This window comes from Citrobacter sedlakii NBRC 105722 (assembly GCF_000759835.1).
In the GTDB taxonomy this organism is placed as follows: domain Bacteria; phylum Pseudomonadota; class Gammaproteobacteria; order Enterobacterales; family Enterobacteriaceae; genus Citrobacter_A; species Citrobacter_A sedlakii.
In genome coordinates this window covers 116,996-142,472 of sequence record NZ_BBNB01000015.1, presented here as the reverse complement: position 1 = coordinate 142,472, position 25,477 = coordinate 116,996, and the positions used below count along the sequence as shown (strand labels likewise).

General features: G+C 53.3%; 22 protein-coding genes, 1 tRNA gene and 2 rRNA genes. 6 read left to right on the top strand and 19 right to left on the bottom strand.

Going from position 1 to position 25,477, the window contains the following annotated elements:
• Positions 1–146: 146 nt before the first annotated feature.
• The 3 genes from rrf (CSE01S_RS19480) to rrf (CSE01S_RS19470) all read left to right on the top strand — a co-directional run bounded on the left by rrf (CSE01S_RS19480) (position 147) and on the right by rrf (CSE01S_RS19470) (position 508).
• Positions 147–262, top strand: a 5S ribosomal RNA gene (gene rrf / locus CSE01S_RS19480).
• Positions 263–276: 14 nt separating this feature from the next.
• A tRNA-Thr gene (locus CSE01S_RS19475) sits at positions 277–352 on the top strand.
• A 40-nt stretch (positions 353–392) separates the two neighbouring features.
• Positions 393–508 (top strand): 5S ribosomal RNA (gene rrf, locus CSE01S_RS19470).
• 104 nt (positions 509–612) lie between these two features.
• Here rrf (CSE01S_RS19470) and CSE01S_RS19465 read toward each other — a convergent pair.
• The 6 genes from CSE01S_RS19465 to CSE01S_RS19440 all read right to left on the bottom strand — a co-directional run bounded on the left by CSE01S_RS19465 (position 613) and on the right by CSE01S_RS19440 (position 9,577).
• The gene (locus CSE01S_RS19465) at positions 613–1,371 is read right to left on the bottom strand and encodes an amino acid ABC transporter ATP-binding protein (protein WP_042292042.1); all 759 of its coding nucleotides are present in this window, start codon (positions 1,369–1,371) and stop codon (positions 613–615) included.
• Between the two features lie 7 nt (positions 1,372–1,378).
• Positions 1,379–2,482: an amino acid ABC transporter permease gene (locus CSE01S_RS19460; protein WP_042292039.1), complete on the bottom strand. Its 1,104-nt coding sequence runs from the start codon at positions 2,480–2,482 to the stop codon at positions 1,379–1,381.
• Between the two features lie 9 nt (positions 2,483–2,491).
• Complete coding sequence (locus CSE01S_RS19455) at positions 2,492–3,673, bottom strand: amino acid ABC transporter permease (protein ID WP_042292037.1); 1,182 nt, start codon at positions 3,671–3,673, stop codon at positions 2,492–2,494.
• Between the two features lie 69 nt (positions 3,674–3,742).
• Positions 3,743–4,768, bottom strand: a complete 1,026-nt coding sequence (locus CSE01S_RS19450) for an amino acid ABC transporter substrate-binding protein (protein ID WP_042292033.1) — start codon at positions 4,766–4,768, stop codon at positions 3,743–3,745.
• 520 nt (positions 4,769–5,288) lie between these two features.
• Entirely contained in the window at positions 5,289–8,402 is a 3,114-nt protein-coding gene (locus tag CSE01S_RS19445) for an efflux RND transporter permease subunit (protein ID WP_042292031.1), read from the bottom strand.
• An 11-nt stretch (positions 8,403–8,413) separates the two neighbouring features.
• The gene (locus CSE01S_RS19440) at positions 8,414–9,577 is read right to left on the bottom strand and encodes an efflux RND transporter periplasmic adaptor subunit (protein WP_042292029.1); all 1,164 of its coding nucleotides are present in this window, start codon (positions 9,575–9,577) and stop codon (positions 8,414–8,416) included.
• 408 nt (positions 9,578–9,985) lie between these two features.
• Here CSE01S_RS19440 and envR point away from each other — a divergent pair, with 408 nt between their 5' ends.
• Positions 9,986–10,648: an acrEF/envCD operon transcriptional regulator gene (gene envR, locus CSE01S_RS19435; RefSeq protein WP_042292027.1), complete on the top strand. Its 663-nt coding sequence runs from the start codon at positions 9,986–9,988 to the stop codon at positions 10,646–10,648.
• A 27-nt stretch (positions 10,649–10,675) separates the two neighbouring features.
• Here the strand turns inward: envR and CSE01S_RS19430 are convergent, their stop codons facing one another.
• The 13 genes from CSE01S_RS19430 to acuI all read right to left on the bottom strand — a co-directional run bounded on the left by CSE01S_RS19430 (position 10,676) and on the right by acuI (position 21,968).
• The gene (locus CSE01S_RS19430) at positions 10,676–10,840 is read right to left on the bottom strand and encodes a DUF2556 family protein (RefSeq protein ID WP_042292024.1); all 165 of its coding nucleotides are present in this window, start codon (positions 10,838–10,840) and stop codon (positions 10,676–10,678) included.
• Positions 10,841–10,922: 82 nt separating this feature from the next.
• Entirely contained in the window at positions 10,923–11,807 is an 885-nt protein-coding gene (yhdJ, locus tag CSE01S_RS19425; protein ID WP_042292021.1) for an adenine-specific DNA-methyltransferase, read from the bottom strand.
• Between the two features lie 85 nt (positions 11,808–11,892).
• Positions 11,893–12,189: a DNA-binding transcriptional regulator Fis gene (gene fis / locus CSE01S_RS19420; protein WP_000462905.1), complete on the bottom strand. Its 297-nt coding sequence runs from the start codon at positions 12,187–12,189 to the stop codon at positions 11,893–11,895.
• Positions 12,190–12,212: 23 nt separating this feature from the next.
• Complete coding sequence (gene dusB, locus CSE01S_RS19415) at positions 12,213–13,178, bottom strand: tRNA dihydrouridine synthase DusB (RefSeq protein ID WP_042292018.1); 966 nt, start codon at positions 13,176–13,178, stop codon at positions 12,213–12,215.
• A gap of 326 nt (positions 13,179–13,504) precedes the next feature.
• Complete coding sequence (locus CSE01S_RS19410; protein WP_042292016.1) at positions 13,505–14,245, bottom strand: carbonic anhydrase; 741 nt, start codon at positions 14,243–14,245, stop codon at positions 13,505–13,507.
• Between the two features lie 142 nt (positions 14,246–14,387).
• A complete protein-coding gene (gene prmA / locus CSE01S_RS19405; RefSeq protein ID WP_042292014.1) occupies positions 14,388–15,269 on the bottom strand; it encodes a 50S ribosomal protein L11 methyltransferase in 882 nt (293 codons plus the stop codon).
• Positions 15,270–15,280: 11 nt separating this feature from the next.
• Positions 15,281–16,732: a sodium/pantothenate symporter gene (gene panF, locus CSE01S_RS19400; protein ID WP_042292011.1), complete on the bottom strand. Its 1,452-nt coding sequence runs from the start codon at positions 16,730–16,732 to the stop codon at positions 15,281–15,283.
• The gene (locus CSE01S_RS19395; RefSeq protein ID WP_042292008.1) at positions 16,722–16,964 is read right to left on the bottom strand and encodes a YhdT family protein; all 243 of its coding nucleotides are present in this window, start codon (positions 16,962–16,964) and stop codon (positions 16,722–16,724) included. Before CSE01S_RS19395 ends, panF begins: the two co-directional genes overlap by 11 nt.
• Before the next feature lie 108 nt (positions 16,965–17,072).
• Positions 17,073–18,422: an acetyl-CoA carboxylase biotin carboxylase subunit gene (gene accC / locus CSE01S_RS19390; protein WP_042292006.1), complete on the bottom strand. Its 1,350-nt coding sequence runs from the start codon at positions 18,420–18,422 to the stop codon at positions 17,073–17,075.
• Positions 18,423–18,432: 10 nt separating this feature from the next.
• Positions 18,433–18,900, bottom strand: coding sequence for an acetyl-CoA carboxylase biotin carboxyl carrier protein (gene accB, locus CSE01S_RS19385; RefSeq protein WP_042292003.1), 468 nt, complete (start codon positions 18,898–18,900; stop codon positions 18,433–18,435).
• 383 nt (positions 18,901–19,283) lie between these two features.
• The gene (gene msrQ / locus CSE01S_RS19380) at positions 19,284–19,883 is read right to left on the bottom strand and encodes a protein-methionine-sulfoxide reductase heme-binding subunit MsrQ (protein ID WP_042291999.1); all 600 of its coding nucleotides are present in this window, start codon (positions 19,881–19,883) and stop codon (positions 19,284–19,286) included.
• Positions 19,884–20,888 carry a protein-methionine-sulfoxide reductase catalytic subunit MsrP gene (gene msrP / locus CSE01S_RS19375; RefSeq protein ID WP_042291996.1) on the bottom strand — a complete coding sequence of 335 codons (1,005 nt, stop codon included), beginning with the start codon at positions 20,886–20,888 and terminating at the stop codon, positions 19,884–19,886. It abuts the gene before it with no gap.
• Between the two features lie 105 nt (positions 20,889–20,993).
• Positions 20,994–21,968: an acrylyl-CoA reductase (NADPH) gene (gene acuI / locus CSE01S_RS19370; RefSeq protein ID WP_042291994.1), complete on the bottom strand. Its 975-nt coding sequence runs from the start codon at positions 21,966–21,968 to the stop codon at positions 20,994–20,996.
• Between the two features lie 205 nt (positions 21,969–22,173).
• Here acuI and csrD point away from each other — a divergent pair, with 205 nt between their 5' ends.
• Complete coding sequence (csrD, locus tag CSE01S_RS19365) at positions 22,174–24,114, top strand: RNase E specificity factor CsrD (RefSeq protein ID WP_042291991.1); 1,941 nt, start codon at positions 22,174–22,176, stop codon at positions 24,112–24,114.
• 308 nt (positions 24,115–24,422) lie between these two features.
• Positions 24,423–25,466, top strand: coding sequence for a rod shape-determining protein MreB (gene mreB / locus CSE01S_RS19355; RefSeq protein WP_000913396.1), 1,044 nt, complete (start codon positions 24,423–24,425; stop codon positions 25,464–25,466).
• Positions 25,467–25,477 lie beyond the last annotated feature (11 nt).

The window sequence follows — 25,477 nt, the reverse complement described above, 5'->3', positions numbered from 1 at the left end:
AAATATGTACGCAATAGTTTGCGCAGCAGCAAGGCGGCAAGTGATGCACGTCAGCAGGAGCATACAGAAGTATGTGACTGCTGCGGGCGAACGCAGCCAACGCCGCTGATGCGATAAAGTATTGCGTACAGAGCACAAAGAATTTGCCTGGCGGCCGTAGCGCGGTGGTCCCACCTGACCCCATGCCGAACTCAGAAGTGAAACGCCGTAGCGCCGATGGTAGTGTGGGGTCTCCCCATGCGAGAGTAGGGAACTGCCAGGCATCAAATTTAGCGTGCTGATATGGCTCAGTTGGTAGAGCGCACCCTTGGTAAGGGTGAGGTCCCCAGTTCGACTCTGGGTATCAGCACCACTTAATTAGGTTAAAGTTCGGCACAGTAGAAAAGAATTTGTCTGGCGGCAGTAGCGCGGTGGTCCCACCTGACCCCATGCCGAACTCAGAAGTGAAACGCCGTAGCGCCGATGGTAGTGTGGGGTCTCCCCATGCGAGAGTAGGGAACTGCCAGACATCAATTAAGTGAGAAGGCCATCCGAAAGGATGGCCTTTTTGCGTTTGGAACCCTATGAATCTATAGGCCCGGTAAGCGTGGCGCCACCGGGCAAAACAAGCGTTTAATGAATGACCTGCGACAGGAACGCTCGCGTACGTTCTGATTTCGGATGCGCGAAGAACTCATCTGGCGGAGCCTGCTCTACAATCTCTCCCCGGTCCATGAAGATCACTCTGTCTGCCACGGTTCTGGCAAACCCCATCTCATGCGTGACGCAAAGCATTGTCATCCCCGACTGTGCCAGGCCAATCATGGTATCCAACACTTCTTTAACCATTTCAGGGTCCAACGCTGAAGTAGGTTCATCAAACAGCATGATTTTCGGTTTCATGCACAGCGAGCGAGCAATCGCTACGCGCTGCTGCTGACCTCCCGAGATCTGGCCCGGGAATTTATGAGCATGCTCCGCTATACGAACGCGTTCGAGATAGTGCATCGCCAGGGCTTCGGCCTCTTTTGTCGGCATTTTACGTACCCAAATGGGAGCCAGCGTACAGTTTTGCAGAACAGTGAGATGCGGAAAGAGATTAAAATGCTGGAATACCATTCCAACCTCCTGCCTGACGCGTTCGACATTACGAATGTCCTCATTCAGCTCGATACCATCCACAACGATACGTCCTTGTTGATGTTCTTCGAGATGATTAATGCAGCGGATCGTCGTTGATTTCCCCGATCCGGAAGGACCACATAAAACAATGCGTTCTCCCTGTCTTACGCTCAGGTTAATATCCTTTAAAACATGGAACTGCCCGTACCATTTATTAACGTTTTCCAGCGTAATCATCGCATCGGCAGATGGCATTAAAAGTTGGCTCATAGAATCCTCAGTGCGGCGTACGCCCGGTGTTAAAGCGCTTTTCCAGATACTGGCTGTAGCGCGACATGCTGAAGCAAAAAATCCAGTAAATCAGAGCGGCAAAAACATAGCCTTCGGTGGACATACCCAGCCAGGCAGGGTCAACCGTGGCTTGTTGCACGCTACTGAAGAGATCGAACAGGCCGATGATGATGACCAGACTGGTATCTTTAAACAGCGCGATGATGGTGTTGACCAGGCCCGGAATAACCATCTTCAGGGCCTGGGGAAGAATGACCAGCCCTTGCATTTTCCAGTAGCCAAGAGCTAACGATTCCGCCGCTTCATATTGACCCTTTGGCAGCGCCTGAAGCCCACCACGAACAACTTCCGCGACATAGGCGGACTGAAACAGAATCACCCCTGCCAACGCCCGAATGAGTTTATCGATACTTGTTCCTTCTTCCATGAACAATGGCAGCATAACCGATGACATAAACAGGACGGTGATCAGCGGTACGCCTCGCCAGAACTCAATGAAAATAACAGATAAGATCCGGACAACGGGCATATGGGAGCGGCGCCCCAGAGCCAGAAGAATCCCTAAGGGTAACGCCCCAGCGATCCCGACAGAGGCGATGATTAAGGTCAGGGTCAGCCCTCCCCACTGGCGCGTTTCAACCCGCTCCAGCCCAAGCAAACCGCCATACAACAACCACCAGACCACTAACGGGTAGATGACTGCCCAGACAGCAATATAACGTCCGCGCCGGGGCATCCTGTTCCAGAACATCGGAACAATTGAGACCAGCCCGACAAACAGCGCTAGCTTGATCCGCCAGCGTTGCTCGTGCGGATAAAGGCCAAACATAAACTGGCCGAAGCGTTCATGGATGAACACCCAGCATGCGCCTGATTGCGTGCAGTCCGCACGAGCAGAACCGACCCAATTGGCCTGCAAAAACGCCCAGTTTACAAAGGGAGGAATAAGCTCCCACATCAGCCACAGGCATAAGATCGTCAGTAGACTATTCAATACGCTGGAAAAAAGATTTTTACGCACCCAGGCCACGATTCGGCCATGACCATGACTGGCTGGACGCGCGGGATGTGACAGCAGGACTTTTGTCATCATGCTTCCTTAGCGCTCAACGAGGGCGATGCGGCGGTTATAAATATTCATCAGCAGTGAGATACTCAGGCTAATGATCAGATACACCGACATGGTGATGGCGATCGTTTCAATGGCCTGTCCTGTCTGATTCAGAACCGTTCCCGCGAACAGCGAAACCATATCGGGATAACCAATCGCGGCGGCCAGCGAGGAATTCTTAACAATATTGAGGTACTGGCTGGTTAATGGCGGGATAATCACCCGCAGCGCCTGAGGAATAATGACCTGACGTAGGGTGACCGTGTTTGGAAGCCCCAGCGAACGCGCTGCTTCATGTTGACCATACGGTACCGCCTGAATCCCCGCGCGAATGATTTCCGCAATAAACGCCGAGGTATAAACCGACAGTGCCAGCGTCAACGCCGCCAGTTCGGGGATAAGCACCATTCCGCCACGGAAGTTAAAGCCCCGCAATTCGGGGATGTCCCAATGAAGCGCAGCGCCAAAAAGCCAGTGGGCGAGCAGTGGCAACAGGACAATCAGCCCCAGCGCAGTAGGCCAGGTTTTACGTAACTGTCCTGTTTTTGTCTGGTGCATTTTATTGAAGCGAAACAGCCCAACGGAAATCGCAACGGCGAGCGCAATTGAGATCGTAAAAGGCAGTATGCCTTCTCCCAATTGCGGAGAGGGAATATAGAGACCCCGGTTACTCAGAAACACGGCATCCAGCGCGCTGACAGCTTGCCGCGGGCCGGGCAAATTGCGTAACACCGCGAAGTACCAGAAAAATATTTGCAAAAGCGGGGGGACGTTGCGGAAGATCTCAATATACACCGTCGACAGTTTGCGCAGTAACCAGTTATCGGAAAGGCGTGCCAGCCCGAGAAAAAAGCCGAGAACGGAAGCAAACACAATACACAATGCGGAAACCAACAAAGTGTTAAGCAAACCAACCAGAAAAACGCGTCCGTAAGTATCACCCTGTTGATAGTCAATCAGGTGCTGGACAATACCAAACCCGGCACTGCGGTCAAGAAACGCAAAACCTGAAGTAATGCCGCGATTGCTCAGGTTATTAATCGTATTGTGAACAAGGTAAATAACCACGGCGACGACCGCAAGAATGGCGATAATTTGAAACAGCCACGCGCGGACCACAGGATGAGAAAAGGAGAGCGATCCTTTTGCGTGAGAGCGGCGATGGAACATAAGAAAGCCTCGGTAACCATGACTCTGGACTGAGCGCCGCCTGTGCGGCGCTCGTTACAGCACAACGGCTTAACGTACGGGTGGTGCGTACTGGATGCCGCCGTTATTCCAGAGATTGTTTTGCCCACGTTTGATCTTCAACGGGCTTTCCGATCCCACGTTACGTTCAAAGATCTCAGCGTAATTACCCACCTGCTTGATGATGTTATACGCCCACTTGTTATCGAGTTTCAGGTCTTTACCGTAATCCCCTTCTTTGCCCAACAGATGCGCCATATCCGGCGTTGCGGGGTTAGCCGCTTTCTCATCAACGTTTTTTGACGTGACGCCCATCTCTTCAGCATTAAGCATCGCAAACAACGTCCAGCGTACAACAGCAAACCATTCATCATCGCCGCGACGGACAACAGGGCCAAGCGGCTCTTTGGAGATTACCTCCGGCAGGACGATCCATTCGCCTGGGTTACTTAGCTTAATGCGCAGAGCGTAAAGCTGAGACTGGTCGGAGGCGAGGGTATCACAACGTCCTGACTCCAGCGCTTTTGCCGACTCGTCAGAGCGATCAAAGGTCACTGGGGTATACTTCATCTTATTCGCTTTAAAATAGTCAGCCACGTTCAGCTCAGTGTCTGTTCCTGCCTGAATACAAACAGTCGCACCATCAAGTTCTTTCGCGCTTTTCAGACCCGCTTTGTTGTGTGTCAGAAAACCGATGCCGTCGTAATAGGTTACGCCGGTAAATGACATGCCCATCCCGGCGTCACGCGAGGAGGTCCAGGTCGTATTCCGCGAGAGAAGATCCACTTCGCCGGACTGTAACGCGGTGAAGCGCTCTTTGGCCGTCAGCGGGGTGTATTTCACTTTGCTGTCGTCGCCGAGCACAGCAGCAGCGACACCGCGACATACGTCGACATCAATGCCCGAGAATTTCCCCTCCGCGTCGGCGTAAGAAAAGCCGGGCAGCCCATCACTGATCCCACATTGTACGAAGCCTTTCTTTTTTACGGCATCCAGGGTTTCACCCGCATGTACCTGATTTGCAACCGTAAGCAGCACGCCGGCAGCAGCCAGCGTGGCGATCATCATCTTTTTCATAATGCATCCTGTGTGGCGAGAATTATTGTTATAGAGAACGTTATGCAACGTTTTAAACCTGTCTGTGGCCTGGCCGTACTCTTATAAGCAAAGGGAGTGCCAGGTTTTGCGTCAGCGTGCACGACGCAATATCCAGAGTGTAGACAGGATTAAATACATGCAGCGCCCTTAAATAGTGCGAAAATGAAACGTAAGCCACATTTTGGAGCAAAATATTTTTAACATATTCACTAAAACGAAATACTAATTTCGGACGTGAATATCGACAGGGTGAGTAATAGAAAAGTATTTCGTAAATGAACAGTAGGAAATTTACAGAGCTAACAGAAAAGTAAATCAATGAAGAGAAAAATATAATTAAAGGTGATACCAGAAATCATTTTCAAACGGCTTAATTATGGTGATACAGGTAAAAGCGTAATGACACCCTGCCGGACAGAACAAAATAATGATTCGATTCATAAAGTAAGAACAAGGCAGGATGTCACAAAGGCGTCCTGAGACGCCTTTGTTGACACAGTTACTGGCGGGTTCGTCCAAAACGACCTCTTACGACCACGAAGAAGACAGGCACAAAGAAGATTGCCAGCAGGGTTGCTGAAACCATGCCGCCCATCACGCCGATCCCGACCGCATTTTGCGCGCCGCTACCCGCGCCATTACTGATCGCAAGCGGCAATACGCCAAGTATAAAGGCCAGTGACGTCATGAGAATTGGACGTAAACGCATACGTGACGCAGAGAGCGTCGCTTCAATAACGCCTTTGCCTTCTTTATCCATTAAGTCTTTCGCGAATTCGACAATCAGGATCGCGTTCTTCGCGGACAGGCCAATGGTGGTTAACAGCCCAACCATAAAGTAAACGTCATTCTTTTGCCCAAATAACGTTGCGGCGAGCAATACCCCCACAATACCTAACGGCACAACCAGCATCACCGAGAAAGGTATCGACCAGCTTTCATACAGTGCGGCCAGGCAAAGGAAGACGACGACAAACGAGATGGCGATTAGCGCTGGCGCCTGGTCTCCGGAGAGCCGCTCCTGATACGACATTCCTGTCCAGTCATAGCCAATCCCCACAGGAAGATTGGAAGCCATGCTTTCCATTAAGGCCATCGCCTCACCGGAACTGGTTCCAGGAGCGGCTTCCCCCAGGATTTCCATTGAAGGCAGGCCGTTGTAACGCTCCAGACGCGGCGAACCGTAAATCCAGTGTGATGAACTAAACGTAGAGAACGGCACCATCTCTCCATTTGCGCTTCGCACATACAGATTATCGATGTCCTCCGGCAACATGCGGAACTGGGCGTCGGCCTGAACATAGACTTTCTTCACACGACCACGGTCAATGAAGTCATTAACGTAGTAGCCGCCCAGCGCCGCAGAGATTGTCTCGTTGATATCGGACAGCGAGACACCCAGCGCCTGCGCTTTTTCCTGATCGACGTCCAGCTTAAACTGCGCAGTGTCTTCCAGCCCATTCGGGCGAACGCGTACTAACGTTTCAGGATGTTGAGCCACCATTCCTAAAAGCTGGTTTCTCGCCTGGGTTAACGCGTTATGCCCCAGCCCCGCCTGGTCGATAAGCTCAAAGTCGAAGCCCGTTGCGGTACCCAGCTCGACAATTGCTGGCATGTTGAAAGGGAAAACCATGCCATCCCGGATCTGGCTGAAAGCGCGAGTCGCCCGGGCGATAATCGATTCAACGTTGTTTTCTTCGCCGCTACGCTCCTCCCAGGGCTTGAGGCTCACAAAGGCCATCCCCGAGTTTTGTCCCTGACCGCTGAAGCTAAAGCCGTTCACGGTAAAGACGCTTTCAACGTTGGCTTTCTCGGTGTCCAGATAATAATGGGTCACTTGATCCAGCACTTTTTGCGTGCGCTCCTGCGTTGCCCCGGCAGGAAGTTGGATCATGGTCAGAAACACGCCCTGATCCTCTTCAGGCAAGAAGGATGTCGGCAAGCGTACGAACAGGAGCGCCATCCCGACAACAATCAGCAGATAGATTAGCAGGTAACGACCGGTGTTGTGGACAATGCCGCTGACGCTATTGGTGTAATGGTTGACGCTATGATCGAATTTGGCGTTAAACCAGCCGAAGAAACCGCTCTTTTTCTCATGATGCTCAGCGGAGACGGGTTTAAGCAACGTCGCGCAGAGCGCAGGCGTGAGAATCAACGCGACCAGCACCGAGAGCGCCATTGCCGACACAATGGTGATGGAGAACTGGCGGTAGATTGCGCCTGTCGATCCGCCAAAGAAGGCCATCGGGATGAACACGGCGGAGAGCACCATTGCGATCCCCACCAGGGCGCCCTGAATCTGCGACATGGACTTCTCAGTGGCTTCCCGTGGGGGCAACTTATCTTCCATCATCACGCGTTCGACGTTTTCAACCACCACTATCGCGTCATCGACCAACAGGCCGATGGCGAGCACCATGCCGAACATGGTCAGGGTGTTTATCGAGTAACCAAATGCCGCCAGTACCGCAAACGTCCCCAACAGGACAACCGGAACGGCAATGGTCGGGATCAGCGTGGCGCGAATGTTCTGCAGGAACAGATACATCACCAGGAATACCAGTACGATTGCTTCGAAAAGTGTTTTCACCACTTCATGAATGGAGATTTTCACAAACGGGGTGGTGTCATACGGGTAAACCACTTTCATTCCCGCCGGGAAGAAGGGCTGTAGCTCGACCAGTTTGGCCTTAATGGCGGTGGCAGTATCAAGGGCGTTGGCGCCGGTAGCCAGTTTAATCCCCAGACCGGATGCCGGTTTACCGTTAATGCGAGCGACAACATTATAGTTTTCTCCGCCAAGCTCAATGCGCGCGACATCTTTCAACCGCACGACGGAGCCGTCGCTGTTTACGCGCAGCGTGACTTTGCCGAATTCTTCGGGATCTTTCAGACGCGTCTGCGCAATGATCGAGGCGTTAAGCTGTTGTCCCGGCAGGGCGGGCGTCCCGCCAAGCTGACCGGCCGCGATTTGGTCGTTCTGCACTTTCAACTGGTTGATAACATCTACCGGCGTGAGCTGGTATTTGTTCAGGAGATTGGCATCCAGCCAGATGCGCATCGCATACTGCGCGCCAAACAGTTGAACGTCACCGACGCCGTTCAGACGGCTGATGGAGTCTTTAACGTTTGAGGCGACATAGTCGGAGATATCGTCCTGGGTGGTCTGAGGATTATCGGAAACAAAGCCTGCAACCATCAGGAAGCTACTGCTCGACTTCTCAACGCTAATTCCCTGCTGCTGAACTTCCTGCGGCAGGAGCGGCGTCGCCAGCTGCAGTTTGTTCTGAACCTGAACCTGAGCGATATCCGGATCGGTACCCGACTCGAAAGTCAGCGTGATGGTTACGCTTCCCGCAGAGTCGCTGGTGGAGGACATATACATCAGGTTATCGATACCGTTCATATTCTGTTCGATAACCTGAGTCACGGTATCTTGTACCGTCTGGGCATCTGCCCCCGGATAGTTTGCGGAAATTGAAACCGCCGGTGGAGCGATGGTGGGGTACTGCGCAACGGGCAGTTGCATAATGGCCAGGGCGCCCGCCAGCATCAGAATGATGGCCAGTACCCAGGCAAAAATAGGACGCCTGATAAAAAAGTTTGCCATGTCCGTTTACCTTATTGCGCCGCTTGTGCAGCAGGGGCTTCGGTATCCGGCGTGGCTTTCACTTTGGTGCCTGGACGCGCTTTTTGCAACCCGCTCACGATCACCCGATCGCCAGGCTGTAACCCTTCGCTTATCAGCCATTTGTCGCCAATTGCCTGCGAAGCGATAACGGGGCGGGATTCCACTTTGCTTTCGTTGTTCACGACCAGTACCGTGGCATCGCCGCGCGGGGTTCGTGTGACGCCTTGCTGTGGTACGAGGATCGCGTTTGGCTGCACGCCTTCATCGATACGCGCGCGGACAAACATGCCCGGCAGCAATGTGTGCTGCGGGTTAGGGAACACGGCGCGTAAGGTGATTGAGCCGGTGCTTTCGTCAACGGTGACATCAGAGAACTGTAAAGCGCCTTTTAGCGGATACGCTTGGCCATTTTCCATGACCAGCTCGACGCTACTGCTGGCGTTATCCTTGTGCAGACTGCCTTGTTCGAGAGATTCTTTCAGACGCATGAAGTCGTTGCTGGACTGGGTCACATCGACGTAAATAGGGTCGAGTTGCTGTACGGTTGCCAGTTCCGTCGCCTGCCCGTTAGTCACCAGTGCGCCTTCGGTGACGCTTGATTTGCCAATCCGTCCGCTTATCGGCGAGGTGACTTTGGTATAAGCGAGATTGATACGCGCGCTTTCCACCGCGGCTTTTGCGGCTGTGACGGCGGCATCAGCCTGGCGCGCATCGGCAATGGCCTGATCGTATTCCTGTTGGCTGATGTACTTTGTACCAACCAGCGGAACATAGCGTTTCACCGTCAAATGGGCGATGGCGGCAGCGGCTTCGCTTTTCGCCAGCTCGCCTTTCGCACTGTCATAGTCGGCCTGATAGGTTGCCGGATCGATCTGGTAAAGCGACTGTCCGGCCTCGACATCGCTACCTTCGGTGAAATTCCGTTTAAGGACAATACCGCTAACCTGCGGGCGAACCTCGGCAATGCGGAAGGCTGTGGTGCGTCCCGGTAATTCTGTGGTCACGGCTAATGGCGCGGTGTTGACCACGTGTACGGTCACTTGCGGCTCGCTGGCATGCGCTTGTTGCTCTCCCTGATCGTTACAACCGGCCAGCAGCGCAGCAGAGATGATAATGAATGAGGGCAGGAGTGAAAACCTGGCATGTTTCGTCATTACTGTTCCTTAAAAACCAATAGCTCGTTATTTACCGGATAACGGTAAGGCGGTAACGTGCGCGAAAAAATAACAGCTTGCTATCCTACAAATTATTGGGTCGCGATGTAAGTAATACTTATTTTTAGGTTGGCGCAACGGCACGTAAAAACAAAAAAAAGGAACACTGGCTTACCGTATTGCCCTGTCGAATTTAGACATTCTTTATTGCGAGTTAATATATTTTGAAATATACATTCCTTGTGTGAATAATTTATCTATTGGCATTCGCGCACTCTATTTATTTGAATGATTTGTGCGTCACAATCAGGCTTTTATTTCGTGTGCGCGGGTCTGAGATGTTACAGTCGGTTTTTCCAGAACGGCTTTACTGGCGTAATAATTACTCCAACTCTGATGTGATACTCCATGGCAAAAAAAACCAAGGCTGATGCCCTTAAAACGCGACAACATTTAATTGAAACGGCCATTACACAGTTTGCCGCACGGGGCGTAGGCAACACCACGCTCAATGATATTGCCGACGCCGCCCAGGTCACGCGTGGCGCAATCTACTGGCACTTCAGCAACAAGACGCAGTTGTTTAACGAAGTGTGGCAGCAGCAACCCCCTTTGCGCGATCTTATTCAGGAACGAGTCACTGCGCTGAATGCAGAAAACCCGTTACAACAACTGCGTGAGAAGTTTATCGTCGCATTGCAATATATTGCCGAAGTTCCACGACAGCAGGCTTTATTACAAATCTTATATCATAAATGTGAATTTCAGGATGACATGATATCTGAGCGGGAAATACGTGAGAAAATAGGTTTTAACCAGCAGGCGTTACGCGAGGCATTACAGGCCTGTATGGCGGAGGGCATGATACCCGGAACCCTTGATCTGGACGTGGCCTTAATCATTATTTGCGGCAGTTTTAGCGGCATCCTTAAAAACTGGTTAATGAACCCTGCCAGTTATAATCTTTATGAGCAGGCGCCTGCGCTGGTGGATAACGTATTAAGCATGTTAAGCCCGGACGGAAATGTCAGGCAATTAATAAAACCAACCAATATTCACGGGGAAATATAATCATTTCCCCAATTCAAAAACGTGACGCTATTGCAGGTCGGCACAGTTGACCAACTTAAGGGGATTCACCGAGTCCATGTTGCGACACTTGTCGGATTCCGTGGTGATAAGCTCGATCCACTGAATCAGTAACGCATCAAAGATAAAAACGGAGACCGCAAAAACAACCAGCCACCAATACTTGCGAATCATTGTCCAATCCTGTGTATTCATGCCCAAGCGTGCTGGAAATATACACGAAAAATGCGCTCTGAAAAGCGGGCTTACAATGCTTTTACTTTGTCACGACGCTGAGCGTTTTGGGGCCCGTGCGGCTCTTTTTCGACAAATTTTTCGTCTTCCGTTTTTTCACTTTCGCAAGCTCATCGCTGGTGAAGTGCGAGGTCACATTCATGCGTCGCAGGCCTATCTTGACGTATTCATCATTTACCTCAATACCAATGAACTTCCGTCCTGTCTCCAGCGCCACCGCGCCGGTGGTAAAGCTGCCCGCGAAAGGATCAAGGACGGTATCGCCAGGGTTTGAGGAGGCCAATACGATCCGCTTTAACAGGGCGACAGGCTTTTGCGTCGGATGGTTTTCATATTCATTCATCAGGTAACGCACACGGGGAAACTCCCAGACGTTTCCCGGGACTTTTTGCGTGTTGTAGGGCTGAGGCGGGTTTTTACGGTAGTCGATCAACGCTCGTTTAGCGCCGGTTTTTGTCTCAACCAGAATCGCTTCGCTATTGAAGGTGTAATTTTTGGCGTCTTTTACCATCATCAGGATCGGTTCGTACATTGAGCCGAAATATTTCTTCGCCTGTACGCCTGAGCTGTCGTAGGACCAGACGATCCGGCTCTTGATGGTAAACAGATTCCGGCACTTGAGATCAATATATGGCATGTTCTCGGTGCTGTTCATGATGTACATCGTGCCCTGCTTTTTCAGTACCCGATGACACTCTTCAATGCATTCGAACAGCCAGGCGAGGAAAACGTCCGCGTCCCAGGCTTCCCGCATGCCGTCAAAATCTTTTCCGATGTTATAGGGCGGATCGGCAAAAATTAAGTCGACGCTTTCAGTGGGTAATTTCTTGAGTTCGGCTAACGCATCTCCGTGAATGACCGACGTCGATTCATTGCCAAAGTAGTGTGGTTCAACTCCCGTTTTCATCTCTACTCCACAAGAAATGCGTATAAAAAAGGCGCTTCCCCATGCCGAGTAGCGCCTTTTATATCAGACAGTTAACTGATTAGTATCAGTTCATGCCGTATTTTTTCAATTTTTTACGCAGCGTACCACGGTTGATGCCCATCATCAGAGCAGCACGGGTCTGGTTACCGCGGGTGTATTGCATCACCATGTCCAACAGGGGCTGTTCAACTTCAGCCAGTACCAGCTCATAGAGGTCATTAACATCCTGACCGTTCAGTTGAGCAAAATAGTTCTTCAGTGCCTGTTTAACCGAGTCACGCAGGGGCTTTTGAGTTACCTGATCCTGAGAGTTAACGGTAGAAACGGTCAGTACGTCAGAATTTACGCGTTGTTCGAACATAGTTCTGTCAGCTCTTTATTTCATTACGCAAAATTTTCGAAGTATGCCTCCAACGCCTCCAGCTGTTCGCTGGCATCCTCAATGGCGTTGAATGTGCGCCGAAACTGGTCATTTGGAGCGTGCTCCTGGAGATACCAGGAGACGTGTTTACGCGCAATTCGGTACCCTTTTGCCTGGCCATAAAAGTCATGCAATTCCCGAACATGCGCACAAAGCAAGCGCTTAACCTCTGCCAAAGGCAGGGGGGACAGCAGCTCCCCAGTGTCCAGATAATGCTGGATTTCCCGGAAGATCCAGGGTCTTCCCTGAGCTGCGCGGCCTATCATCAGGGCATCAGCCCCCGTATAGTCGAGCACAGCTCTGGCTTTAAGCGGGTCAGTAATGTCGCCATTCGCGATAATCGGAATGGAAACTTTCTGCTTAACTGCCCGAATACTGTCGTACTCAGCATCTCCATTGAACAAACAGGCGCGGGTGCGTCCATGAATGGTCAGAGCCTGAATGCCACAGTCTTCAGCCAGTTGGGCAATCTCTACGCAGTTACGGTGTTCCGGAGCCCAGCCGGTGCGAATCTTCAGGGTGACAGGAACGTCCACTGCTCTGACGACCTCGGTTAGTATTGACTTCACTAATTCCGGGTACTGCAAGAGGGCTGAACCTGCGAGCTTGCGATTCACTTTTTTAGCCGGACACCCCATATTGATATCAATAATCTGGGCGCCGCTTTCCACGTTGATACGTGCGGCATCGGCCATCTCAACAGGGTCGCTACCGGCAATTTGCACCGTGCGAATTCCTGGCTCATCAACGTGCACCATCCGTAGCCGGGACTTGTCGCTTTCCCAAACCTGCGGGTTAGAAGACATCATCTCGGATACGGTCAATCCTGCTCCCATCTCGTAGCACAGCGTCCGAAAGGGTCTGTCAGTGATGCCAGCCATTGGCGCTGCGATCAGGCGATTTCTGAGCTGGTATTGTCTGATGCGCATGAGTTAAGAAATGACCATACTGTGACTGCAAGGCGGCGTATATTACGCATTTTTTGCACGAGATGAAAGGCCAAACTTTGACCAATCCTCTGAGATGGATCAAAGAATCACCGTTAAACGAAGGTGACTTGAATAATTAGCTTTATAAATCATTAAATTAAAAAAATGTGTCGAATTTCTGTACGCGTATTATTTTGCGTAACTTCTCATTTTTTCTTCGATACCACAGAAGCTGACAAGATAATCTGCTGAATTAACCAGCAGATTAGCAGGTCATAGTGTGACTATGCTCTCATTTCAGGCATGAACGTTTACCGTGTCGTCGTTTACTCAACCACCACGCGGCCATTCAGCGGCTGTGCCGGGCGGCTATTGTCATGGTGCATGGTGTGGCTGAACTTCTCCAGCTGTGCCGCAGAGAGGGTCAGCGGATGCTTAAGAACGATCCAGGTCACGCCTTCAGAGCAGGGCGGTGTGGTCAGAGAGCCGCTGAAACGCCAGTAAGATTTCTCTTTTGGCAACAGCGCGTTCAGGTCCATCTGGGTGGTAATCTTGACGTCCTGAGCGGCTTTTTCCGGCATCGTCGCCCACAGCTTTTCCAGCTCGCTATTGGCGGCGCCTTTGTCGAACATGACGGCGACGACGGTAATCGCCCCTTTCGCATCTTTATGCACCAGATGCATCTCCATGGCGTAATGCTTACCGTGAACGGTGTTTTCGCTCGGCGCATGGAAGTGAAACTGCTGCAACGTGAATGGTTGGCCATCGATCGTTACGGTATCCGCAGTGGTGGATTTTAACCCGGCCTGAATGGTATGCCCGTTGTTGATCAGCGTGACAGGGCCATCAACATAGTGGGTAGCCAGCGGACTCAAATGGGCATTGACCGTATGGTCGATATTAACAGGGGACTGATTCATTCCTGTCTGACAGGTTTTATATTCCTCACTCAGCGTACCCCAGTGCTCCGGGGCGCCTTCGCCTTCATAGGTCCAGTGTGAGGCCAGTGCCGTAAACGGCATGATACTTAGCGCCAGAAGCGCTGCCTTGCTCAAAGAATGGTTCATCGTATTCTTCCAATGAATGTATATGATTTTTATATGTGTAACTTCAATTGGTTACGTCACTATTTTAGCGAATGGAAGGCGATGGAGAAGAGGTAAAAAGCCGAAAAAAAGGCCTGCTAACAGGCCATATTGAAAAAAGGGATTACTGTTTTATTCCGGTGATCCGGCACCACTCCTCTTTTTCCACTACCGGATCGAGGGCGAAGAGATCGGCATAGGCTTCGCAGACGCTTTCCGCCTGGCTGGCGAGGATACCGGAAAGGCCCAGCAAACCGCCTGTAACGGGCAGGACGCTGATTAACGGCGCCAGCTCGCGTAACGGGCCAGCAAGGATATTAGCGACCACCACGTCGGCTTTCAGGGCTTCTGGTTGATCCTGCGGCAGGTAAAGCGCCAGGCGATCGGAAACGCCGTTACGTTCGGCGTTGTCGCGACTGGCCTGAATCGCCTGCGGATCAATGTCCACGCCGATGGCTTTCGCCGCCCCAAGCTTCAGCGCCGCAATCGCCAGAATGCCGGAGCCACAGCCGAAGTCGATCACGGTTTTACCGGTTAAATCGAGGCTGTCCAGCCATTGCAGGCACAGGGAGGTCGTTGGATGTGTACCGGTGCCGAACGCCAGTCCCGGGTCGAGCATGACGTTGACCGCGTTTTCGTCGGGGACTTCACGCCAGCTGGGGCAGATCCACAGGCGTTCGCCAAAGCGCATCGGGTGGAAGTTTTCCATCCATTCGCGCTCCCAGTCTTTATCTTCTAACTGTTCGATTTTATGGGCAAAACCCGCGCCAAGCAGCGGATGATTCTCGAGAATCGCGACCACCTCTTTCATGTCCGTCTCGGCGTCAAACAGGCCGATCACGTCAGTGTCGCCCCACAGGCGGGTTTCGCCCGGCAATGGCTCGAAAACCGGCGTGTCGTGGGTATCCTGGAAGGTAATGGAAACAGCGCCTGCTTCCATTAACGCATCACTCAGATCTTCCGCATTCGCACCGGTGGTATTCAGTTTTAATTGGATCCATGGCATGGCAAAACTCTTTATTTATCAGTAGACAATACGGCGGCCTGTGGTGCGGGGGAACCGAAACGGTTTCCGACCAGAAAGGCCAGCAGACTTAGCAGTAGCGAGGGCACTATCGGGTGAAAGCCCTGATACTGAATATTCAGGGTGGCGAGGATGGCGTATAGCCCACCACCGACGATCATCGCGCTCAACGCCCCGGTTGCGTTTGCGCGCTCCCAGTACAGCCCAAGCACCAGAGGCCACAGGAATACCGCTTCCAGTCCGCCAAACGCCAGCAGATTCAGCCAGATAATCATCTCTGGCGGCTTCCAGGCCGCCAGCAATAACAGCGCTCCCAGGATCAAGGTGATCGCCGCGGACATACGCTTCAGCCGCGTCTCATTTTCCGCGTGATCCGGGCGAATATTGAGGTAGAGATCTTTAATGATCGTAGCGGAACTCTGCAGCAATTGCGCATTGATCGTCGACATAATCGCCGCCATTGGCGCAGCCAGGAAGATCCCGGCAGCGAAAGGCGGCAACACCTTGACCATCAGGGTGGGAATCACCAGATCCGGCACCGTCAGGTCCGGGATCACCGCGCGTCCCAGCGCGCCCGCAAGGTGCATCCCGAACATCAGGATCGCGACCACGATGGTGCCGATGATCATCCCGCGATGCACGGCCTTGCTGTCTTTATACGAAATACAGCGTACCGCCGTATGCGGCAGCCCGATCACGCCAAAGCACACCAACACCCAGAACGAGGTCATAAAGGCGGGAGACAGGATATCATCCGCCCCCCGAGGGGAGATCAGTTGCGGATTAATGGCCTCGAGGGTTGCAACCGCGTGTCCTAAACCGCCTGCGGCGTACACGATACCGACCAGCAGAACGATCGTACCAATAAGCATCACCAACCCTTGCAAGGTGTCGTTCAGCACGCTGGCGCGAAAGCCGCCAAAGGCGGTGTACAGCGCGATACTGACCCCGAAAATCAGCAGCCCGGTTTCGTAAGGAATACCCGCCGCCGTTTCCAGCAGCCGCGCGCCGCCGATGAACTGCACTGTCATCGCCCCGACAAAGGCCACCAGCAGGCTGAGACTCGCCAGCCACACCAGCAGTCGGCTTTGGTAGCGGGCAAACAGCATGTCATTAAGGGTCACGGCATTATAACGGCGCGCGAGAATGGCGAACTTTTTACCGAGGACGCCCAGCGAGAGCCAGACAGCGGGGAGCTGAATCATTGCCAGCAGAACCCAGCCCAGCCCGTATTTGTAGGCGGCGCCCGGGCCACCAATAAATGAACTGGCGCTGATATAGGTCGCGGTCAGGGTCATGGCCAGCACAACCCCGCCCATTGAGCGGCTGCCGAGGAAATATTCATTCAGAAATGAGCCGGTCTGCCTTTTACGCATGGCATAAACAGAAATGGCAAATACCACAACCAGGTAGGCAACCAGCGGCAGAATGACTTCAAGCTGCATCGTCATCCTCCAGCGGAATGTCGCGATAGATAAATTTTACCATTGCCCAGCACAGCAGAATGAAGATCAGCGGCGTCAACAGGCAGGCCATCTCAAACCAATGGGGCAGCCCGGTGAAACCCGGCGTCACGCCGGGTAAGTAAGCGGTCACTAACCATGCAGCAAGATAAAGAAGGGTCAGCCACAGCGCCCAGCGCGCTTCTTTATGGGCCTGAACAAAACGTTTGTCCATTTTTTGTCCCTTGTGGATGAAGAAAGCGGGGATTGTACATGATGGGGCCTGGCGATCCCCAGAAATAAAAAAGGCCGGGTTGCCCGGCCTTTTCGCATTAACGCTGACTTACTTCTCGTTCAGACCGAGTTTTTTCTCCAGGTAGTGGATGTTCGTGCCACCATTCTGGAAGTGCTCGTCGTTCATAATGCGGGTCTGCAAATCAACGTTGGTTTTGATACCGTCGATGATCAGCTCCTGCAGGGCGTTCTTCATGCGGGCAATCGCCACGTCACGGTTTTCGCCGTAGCAGATGAGCTTGCCGATCATGGAATCATAGTACGGCGGTACGGTGTAACCGGCGTAGATATGGGACTCCCAGCGCACGCCAAAACCGCCAGGCGCATGGAAACGCGTGATTTTGCCGGGGCTTGGCAGGAAGGTATTCGGGTCTTCGGCGTTGATACGGCATTCCACCGCATGGCCGCGAACCACAACTTCTTCCTGTTTGATGGACAGGGGCTGACCGGCTGCGATACGCAGTTGTTCTTTGATCAGATCGACGCCGGTAATCATTTCGGTAACCGGATGTTCAACCTGAATACGGGTATTCATCTCAATGAAGTAGAACTCGCCGTTTTCGAACAGGAACTCAAAGGTACCCGCCCCGCGATAGCCGATATCGACGCACGCTTTCGCGCAACGCTCGCCGATGTAACGACGCAGTTCCGGGGTAATGCCCGGCGCTGGCGCTTCTTCGACGACTTTCTGGTGACGACGCTGCATGGAGCAGTCACGTTCCGCCAGATAGATCGCGTTCCCCTGACCGTCAGCCAGCACCTGAATTTCGATGTGGCGTGGGTTTTCGAGGTATTTCTCCATGTACACCATGTCATTGCTGAAAGCCGCTTTCGCTTCCGCCTTGGTCATGGAAATGGACTGCGCCAGTTCAGCATCGCTGCGCACCACGCGCATACCGCGACCGCCGCCGCCGCCGGAGGCTTTGATGATCACCGGGTAACCGATGCGTTTCGCATGGGCGCGGTTCGCATCCATATCATCGGTCAGCGGGCCGTCAGAACCCGGTACAGTCGGTACGCCTGCTTTCTTCATGGCGGTAATCGCAGACACTTTGTCGCCCATCAGGCGAATAGTGTCGGCTTTCGGGCCGATGAAGATAAAGCCGGAACGTTCAACCTGCTCGGCAAAGTTGGCGTTCTCAGAGAGGAAGCCGTAACCCGGGTGAATCGCGACCGCGCCGGTGATTTCGGCGGCGCTGATGATCGCCGGGATGTTCAGATAACTTTTTACGGACGGAGCCGGGCCAATACAGACCGTCTCATCCGCCAGCAATACGTGTTTTAAATCGCGGTCCGCGCTGGAGTGCACGGCCACGGTCTTGATGCCCAGTTCTTTACAGGCACGAAGAATACGCAGTGCAATCTCGCCACGGTTGGCGATAACAATTTTATCCAGCATGTTCGCCTCGTTACTCGATGACGACCAGCGGCTCGTCAAATTCTACCGGCTGACCACTTTCGACCAGGATCGCTTTCACAGTACCTGATTTGTCTGCTTCGATCTGGTTCATCATTTTCATGGCTTCGACGATGCACAGGGTATCGCCGACGTTGACTTTCTGACCCACTTCGATGAACGCTTTGGCGTCCGGGCTCGGGGTGCGGTAGAAAGTACCAACCATTGGGGAACGTACGATGTGACCACTGATTTCCGCTGCGGCGGCTGCCGGCGCTTCTGCTGCCGGAGCAACTGCGTTAGACAGAGCCGGTTGCTGCTGCATCACTGGCGCAGCGTAAGCCTGTTGCATAACCGGGAAGCTGCCTGCCGGCGCTGCACGACTGATGCGTACAGATTCTTCGCCTTCAGAAATTTCCAGTTCGGAGATGCCTGATTCTTCAACCAGCTCGATCAGTTTTTTAATCTTACGAATATCCATGAGTGGGTTCCGTACTCTTTGTTTAGTGTGATTGTGACAGAGGGGTTACCGCTGTCTGTAAAGCGTGAGTCCCAACGGCAACAGCGCGTTTGCCTGTCAGGACGTCGGTCTATTTCGCCTTTACGCCTCAAGTGAGACTTGTCGGTTAAAATGCTGCGATTTGCGGCAATCCTCCGGCAAAAAACAAAATATACCTTCAAAGCGCGATTGTCACCCTTTCAGCGGCTTAAAAACGCCTTTCGGGAGGTCAGGGTCGCACATTATAACGATTTCGTAGCAATTGGCAGCTAAATACTGGTCTTATCAGGGAAGATAATCAACCGCTAACACGTAAATAACATCTGAGTCTCTGCGTTTTGTAACCGACAGCACACTTCGCTGAACTAGCGCCACCACTGGCGAAACTTCTTGTAACGGCAGGCTAAAAGCGCCAGCGCCAGCAGGGCGTAAATAACGGGTTGCGGGGATAAAACCTTCACTGACCAGAGATAATGTAAAGGGGCGAGGATCGCCACCAGATAGACGACGTTATGCAGCAATTGCCAGCGTTTGCCCAGCTTGCGCTGCGCCGCCTGCGTGGAGGTCAGCGTCAGCGCCAGCAAAATAAGCCAGCTGATAATGCCCAGCGTCAAATACGGGCGCGTAATCAATTCGCGGCCCAGTAAACCCAGATTCTGAATGCCCAGCTCCAACAGCGCATAGCTGGTTAAATGCAGCGTGGCCCAGGCAAAACACCATAGCCCCAGCAAACGCCGCGTGCGTATCAATAAGGGCTGTTTAGCGTAACGCGCCAGCGGCGTGACCAACAAGGTCGCCAGGAGAAATTTCAGAGCGGTCCTACCGGTAAAATGCTGAATATCTTTCACCGGATCGGCGCTTAACCCGCCGCTGTTAATTGCCCAGAACAGCCAAAGCAACGGCACAATCCCCGCCAGGTGAAGGAGGATTTTCAGCCAGGTAATCTGTTTTGCATTCAGCCGCACTTATATGTTCTCCCGCAGATCCAGTCCCCGGTATAACGACGCCACCTGCTCGCCATAGCCGTTGAACAGCAAGGTCGGCTGGCGCTTAACGTCAAGGATCCCGCCCGTACCGATAAATCGCTCCGTGGCCTGCGACCAGCGCGGATGATCGACGTGCGGATTCACGTTGGCGTAAAAACCGTACTCATCCGGGGCGGCGAGATTCCAGGTGGTCGGCGGTCGTTCGCGGGTGAGTTTGATGCTAACGATCGATTTAATGCCTTTGAAGCCATATTTCCACGGCACTGTCAGACGGATGGGCGCGCCGTTTTGCGGCGGTAGCGCTTTACCGTAGACGCCAACGGTGAGCAGGGTAAGCGGGTGCATGGCTTCGTCAAGCCGCAGGCCTTCAACGTAGGGATACTTCAACCCGCCGCCGATAAAACGATCTTTTTGTCCCGGCATATCGTCCGGCGCGTAAAGCGTCTCGAACGCCACATAACGGGCATTGCTGGTGGGTTCGACAAGCGCGAGCAGCTTATGTAAAGGAAAGCCAATCCACGGTACCACCATTGACCAGGCCTCGACGCAGCGCATCCGGTAAATGCGTTCTTCTAAAGGAAAGCGGGTGGTTAAGGCGTCGTGGTCCAGCGTCAGGGGTTTAGCGACCTCTCCGCTGATTTTCAGCGTCCAGGGATCGGTTTTCATGCTGCCGGCATTGGCCGCCGGATCGGCTTTATCCAGTCCGAATTCATAGAAGTTGTTATAGCCAGTGACCTTATCTTCCGGCGTTAAGGGCAGGCTGTTTTGCCACTCGCTGGGTTTACTGAAGTCGAGCGGCTTTCCGGCAGGCGCGGGGGGGCGATCGTTGCCTTTAAACCATCCCAACAGATCGGCCTGCGCCGTTGTAGGGAGCGAGAGGGCGGCAGCGCTGATGCCCAGGGCTTTAAGCACCTGGCGGCGATGCATAAAAAAAGCCGATTCGGCGGTGACATCGGCTTCAGTAAGTGGACGGTATTTTTTCATAACAGACTCCCGGCATACGCGTAACGCGTAGTTACTATGGCAGGGAGTCTGTCAATGCGCTGAGAAATTTCGTTATTTAAATGTAAATTTTTGCAGCGCTACGGCTTATTTAACCTTAACCAGCGTACGGCCCTGAACCTGATTGTTCATGATGGCGTCGGCGAATTTCGGCGCGTCGGCCAGCGCGATCTCCGTTGTGGCTTGCGCGTAGAAGCTTTCCGGCAGGTCACGAACCAGTCGTTCCCAGGCCTGGGCGCGGCGGGCGGGCGGCGTCATCACGGAATCCACACCCTGCAAACGCACGTTGCGCAGAATAAACGGCATCACCGTTGTCGGCAGGGCAAAACCGCCCGCCAGGCCACAGGCCGCCACGCAACCCCCGTAGTTCATCTGTGCCAGAACTTTTGCCAGCACCTTATCGCCAACGGTATCCACCGCGCCTGCCCACAGCTGTTTTTCCAGCGGGCGAGACTCAGCGAACTCGTCGCGTCCCAAAATGCGCTGGGCGCCAAGTTGTTTCAGATAAGTATGGGTGCTTTCACGACCCGATACGGCAACGACCTGATAACCCAGCTTATGCAACAGGGCGACAGCCGTACTGCCCACGCCGCCGCTGGCGCCGGTCACCACGATTTCGCCATCTTCAGGACGGATACCGGCCTCTTCCAGAGCCATTACGCAGAGCATGGCGGTGAAGCCCGCCGTACCGATCACCATTGCCTTACGGCTATCCAGGCCTTTCGGCATCGCCACCAGCCAGTCCGCTTTGACGCGCGCCTGCTCGGCCAGACCGCCCCAATGATTCTCGCCAACGCCCCATCCGGTCAGTAAAACGTCCTGACCGGCATGAAAACGCGGATCCTCGCTTGTGCGCACAGTGCCAGCGAAATCAATTCCAGGAATCATCGGAAAATGACGAATGATTTTTCCCTTTCCGGTGATCGCGAGCGCATCTTTGTAGTTCAGACTGGACCAGTGCACGTCCACGGTAACATCGCCTTCCGGCAACCGGCTTTCTTCAAGCGTCTGCACGGATGCGAGGGTTTTACCGTCCTGCTGTTCCAATATCAAAGCCTGCATAACCTGTCCTCAATGTTGCGTAGTGGATTGGAAAATGATTCCTGAAGACTATACTCGCTAATTGAAACGTGACGTCGATTCAACGCAATAAATTGCCAGATACACCTGATTTGGTAGTATGCACTCACTCTTTGCGCAACCAGGCGGATTTCGCGTTTGGTTATGCATTTTCGTGTCGCAATTTACTGGCGGAGTTAACACAAGGATGCGATTAACGACGAAATTCTCAGCTTTTGTTACGCTACTCACCGGGTTGACCATTTTTGTCACCCTGATCGGCTGCTCGCTGAGTTTTTACAATGCCATCCAGTACAAAATGAGTCATCGCGTGCAGGCGGTCGCCACTGCCATCGATACGCATCTCGTTTCGCGCGATTACAACGCGCTGTCACCACACATCAACGAACTGATGATGTCTGCGGATATCGTCCGGCTTGATTTGCGCCAGGGTGAAAAAACGATCTTTACCCAGACGCGCGCCAGCAGCTACCGTCCGGTTGGCACCAGTAATATGTTCCGGGAACTGTCGGTACCGCTGTTAAAACATCCGGGCATGACGATGGATCTGGTTTATCAGGATCCGATGGGGAATTATTTTCATTCGCTGATGACCACCGCGCCGCTCACGCTGGCGATCGGTTTTATTATCCTGATGCTGTTTCTGGCGGTGCGCTGGCTGCAGCGCCAACTTTCCGGCCAGGAGCTACTGGAGGTGCGTTCTACGCGGATCCTGAACGGCGAGCGCGGACCGAATGTTCGCGGCAGCGTGTATGAATGGCCGGCGCGCACCAGCAGCGCGCTGGACATGCTGCTCTCCGAGATCCAGAGCGCGCAAGAGCAACGCAGCCGACTCGATACGCTTATTCGCTCGTACGCGGCTCAGGACACCAAAACCGGCCTCAGCAACCGTCTCTTTTTTGATAACCAACTGGCGACACTGCTGGACGATCAAGAAAAGGTCGGCGCTCATGGGGTGGTGATGATGATTCGTCTGCCGGACTTCAATTTGCTGCGTGACAGTTGGGGACGCAACCTCGCCGAAGAAGAACTGTTCAGCCTGATCAATTTGTTATCCACCTTTATCCTGCGCTTTCCGGGCGCGCTGCTGGCGCGTTACCATCGCAGTGACTTCGCCGTGCTGTTGCCGCACCGTACCCTGAAAGAGGCGGAGAGCGTCGCCGGGCAACTTCTGAAAGCGGTCGATGCGCTGCCAACCAATAAAATGCTCGATCGCGACGATATGTTCCATATCGGCATTTGCGCCTGGCGTAGCGGCCAGTCGACCGAACAGGTGATGGAACATGCGGAAGCGGCCACCCGCAACGCGGTATTGCAGGGCGGAAATAGTTGGGCGGTGTACGATGATACGCTGCCGGAAAAAGGGCGCGGCAACGTACGCTGGCGCACCCTCATTGAACAAATGCTCAGTCGCGGCGGGCCGCGCATTTATCAAAAGCCAGCGGTTACCCGCGAAGGGCGCGTTCACCACCGGGAACTGATGTGCCGCATTTTTGACGGCCATGAAGAGGTTAGCTCGGCGGAATATATGCCGATGGTGCTTCAGTTCGGCCTGTCGGAAGAGTATGACCGTCTGCAGATCAGCCGGGTCATTCCGCTCCTGGGCTACTGGCCGGAAGAAAATCTGGCGATTCAGGTCACCGTAGAGTCGCTGATTCGCCCGCGTTTTCAACGCTGGCTGCGTGATACCTTGATGCAGTGTGAAAAATCACAACGTAAACGCATAATTATTGAACTTGCAGAGGCAGATGTGGGTCAACACATCAGCCGGTTACAGCCAGTTATTCGTCTGGTGAATGCGTTAGGCGTTCGGGTGGCGGTAACCCAGGCGGGTTTAACGTTGGTCAGCACCAGTTGGATCAAAGAGCTCAATGTGGAATTACTCAAGCTCCATCCGGGATTGGTCAGAAACATTGAGAAGCGAACAGAGAACCAGTTACTGGTGCAAAGCCTGGTGGAAGCCTGTTCGGGCACCCATACCCAGGTTTACGCGACAGGCGTACGGTCGCGTGGCGAGTGGCAGACGCTGACAGCCCGCGGCGTTGCGGGCGGACAGGGGGATTTCTTTGCCTCCTCCCAACCGCTGGATACAAACGTGAAAAAATATTCTCAAAGATACTCGGTTTGACCTGCCGTTTGTTCAGTTTTCACGTAGAATAACGCGCGCTGTGCTTTCATGGGGGTGTGCTTGTCTGCTCGCCAGGGTGTTGCAGCACATATGCAGGTGAATGACCTTAAACAGGTTGCAAATGAAAGCGAGGATTGCTGCTGAAAAGCTCAGCCCTGAGGGACTCAGGTAGAGATTTGTAACAGAGGAAACGAACTGCACTAATTTTCACCGTAGCAGATGATTTTTGCGCCTTGTCGCTGCTGCGTGTGGTTGGTAAAGTAAGCGGATTTTGTTTTCCGCCCCAGCTTTCAGGATTATCCCTTAGTATGTTGAAAAAATTTCGTGGCATGTTTTCCAATGACTTGTCCATTGACCTGGGTACCGCGAATACCCTTATTTATGTAAAAGGACAAGGCATCGTATTGAATGAGCCTTCCGTTGTGGCCATTCGTCAGGATCGTGCCGGTTCGCCGAAAAGCGTGGCTGCAGTAGGTCATGACGCGAAGCAGATGCTGGGCCGTACGCCGGGCAATATTGCTGCGATTCGCCCCATGAAAGACGGCGTGATCGCCGACTTCTTCGTGACTGAAAAAATGCTCCAGCACTTCATCAAGCAAGTGCATAGCAACAGCTTTATGCGTCCAAGCCCGCGCGTGCTGGTGTGTGTGCCGGTTGGCGCGACCCAGGTTGAACGCCGTGCTATTCGTGAATCCGCGCAGGGCGCAGGCGCCCGTGAAGTGTTCCTGATCGAAGAGCCAATGGCTGCCGCTATCGGCGCAGGCCTGCCGGTTTCTGAGGCAACCGGTTCCATGGTGGTGGATATCGGTGGCGGGACGACGGAAGTGGCCGTTATCTCTCTGAACGGCGTCGTTTATTCGTCATCTGTGCGTATCGGCGGTGACCGCTTCGACGAAGCAATCATCAATTACGTCCGCCGTAACTACGGCTCTCTGATCGGTGAAGCGACCGCAGAACGTATTAAGCACGAAATCGGTTCCGCTTACCCGGGTGACGAAGTGCGCGAAATCGAAGTGCGTGGTCGTAACCTGGCGGAAGGCGTTCCACGCGGCTTTACCCTGAACTCCAATGAAATCCTGGAAGCGCTGCAGGAACCGCTGACCGGTATCGTGAGCGCGGTGATGGTTGCGCTGGAACAGTGCCCGCCGGAACTGGCGTCTGATATCTCCGAGCGCGGCATGGTGCTCACCGGCGGTGGCGCGCTGCTGCGCAATCTTGACCGCCTGTTAATGGAAGAAACCGGTATTCCAGTTGTTGTCGCTGAAGACCCGCTGACCTGTGTGGCGCGTGGCGGCGGCAAAGCGCTGGAAATGATCGACATGCACGGCGGCGACCTGTTCAGCGAAGAGTAATCGGATGCAGG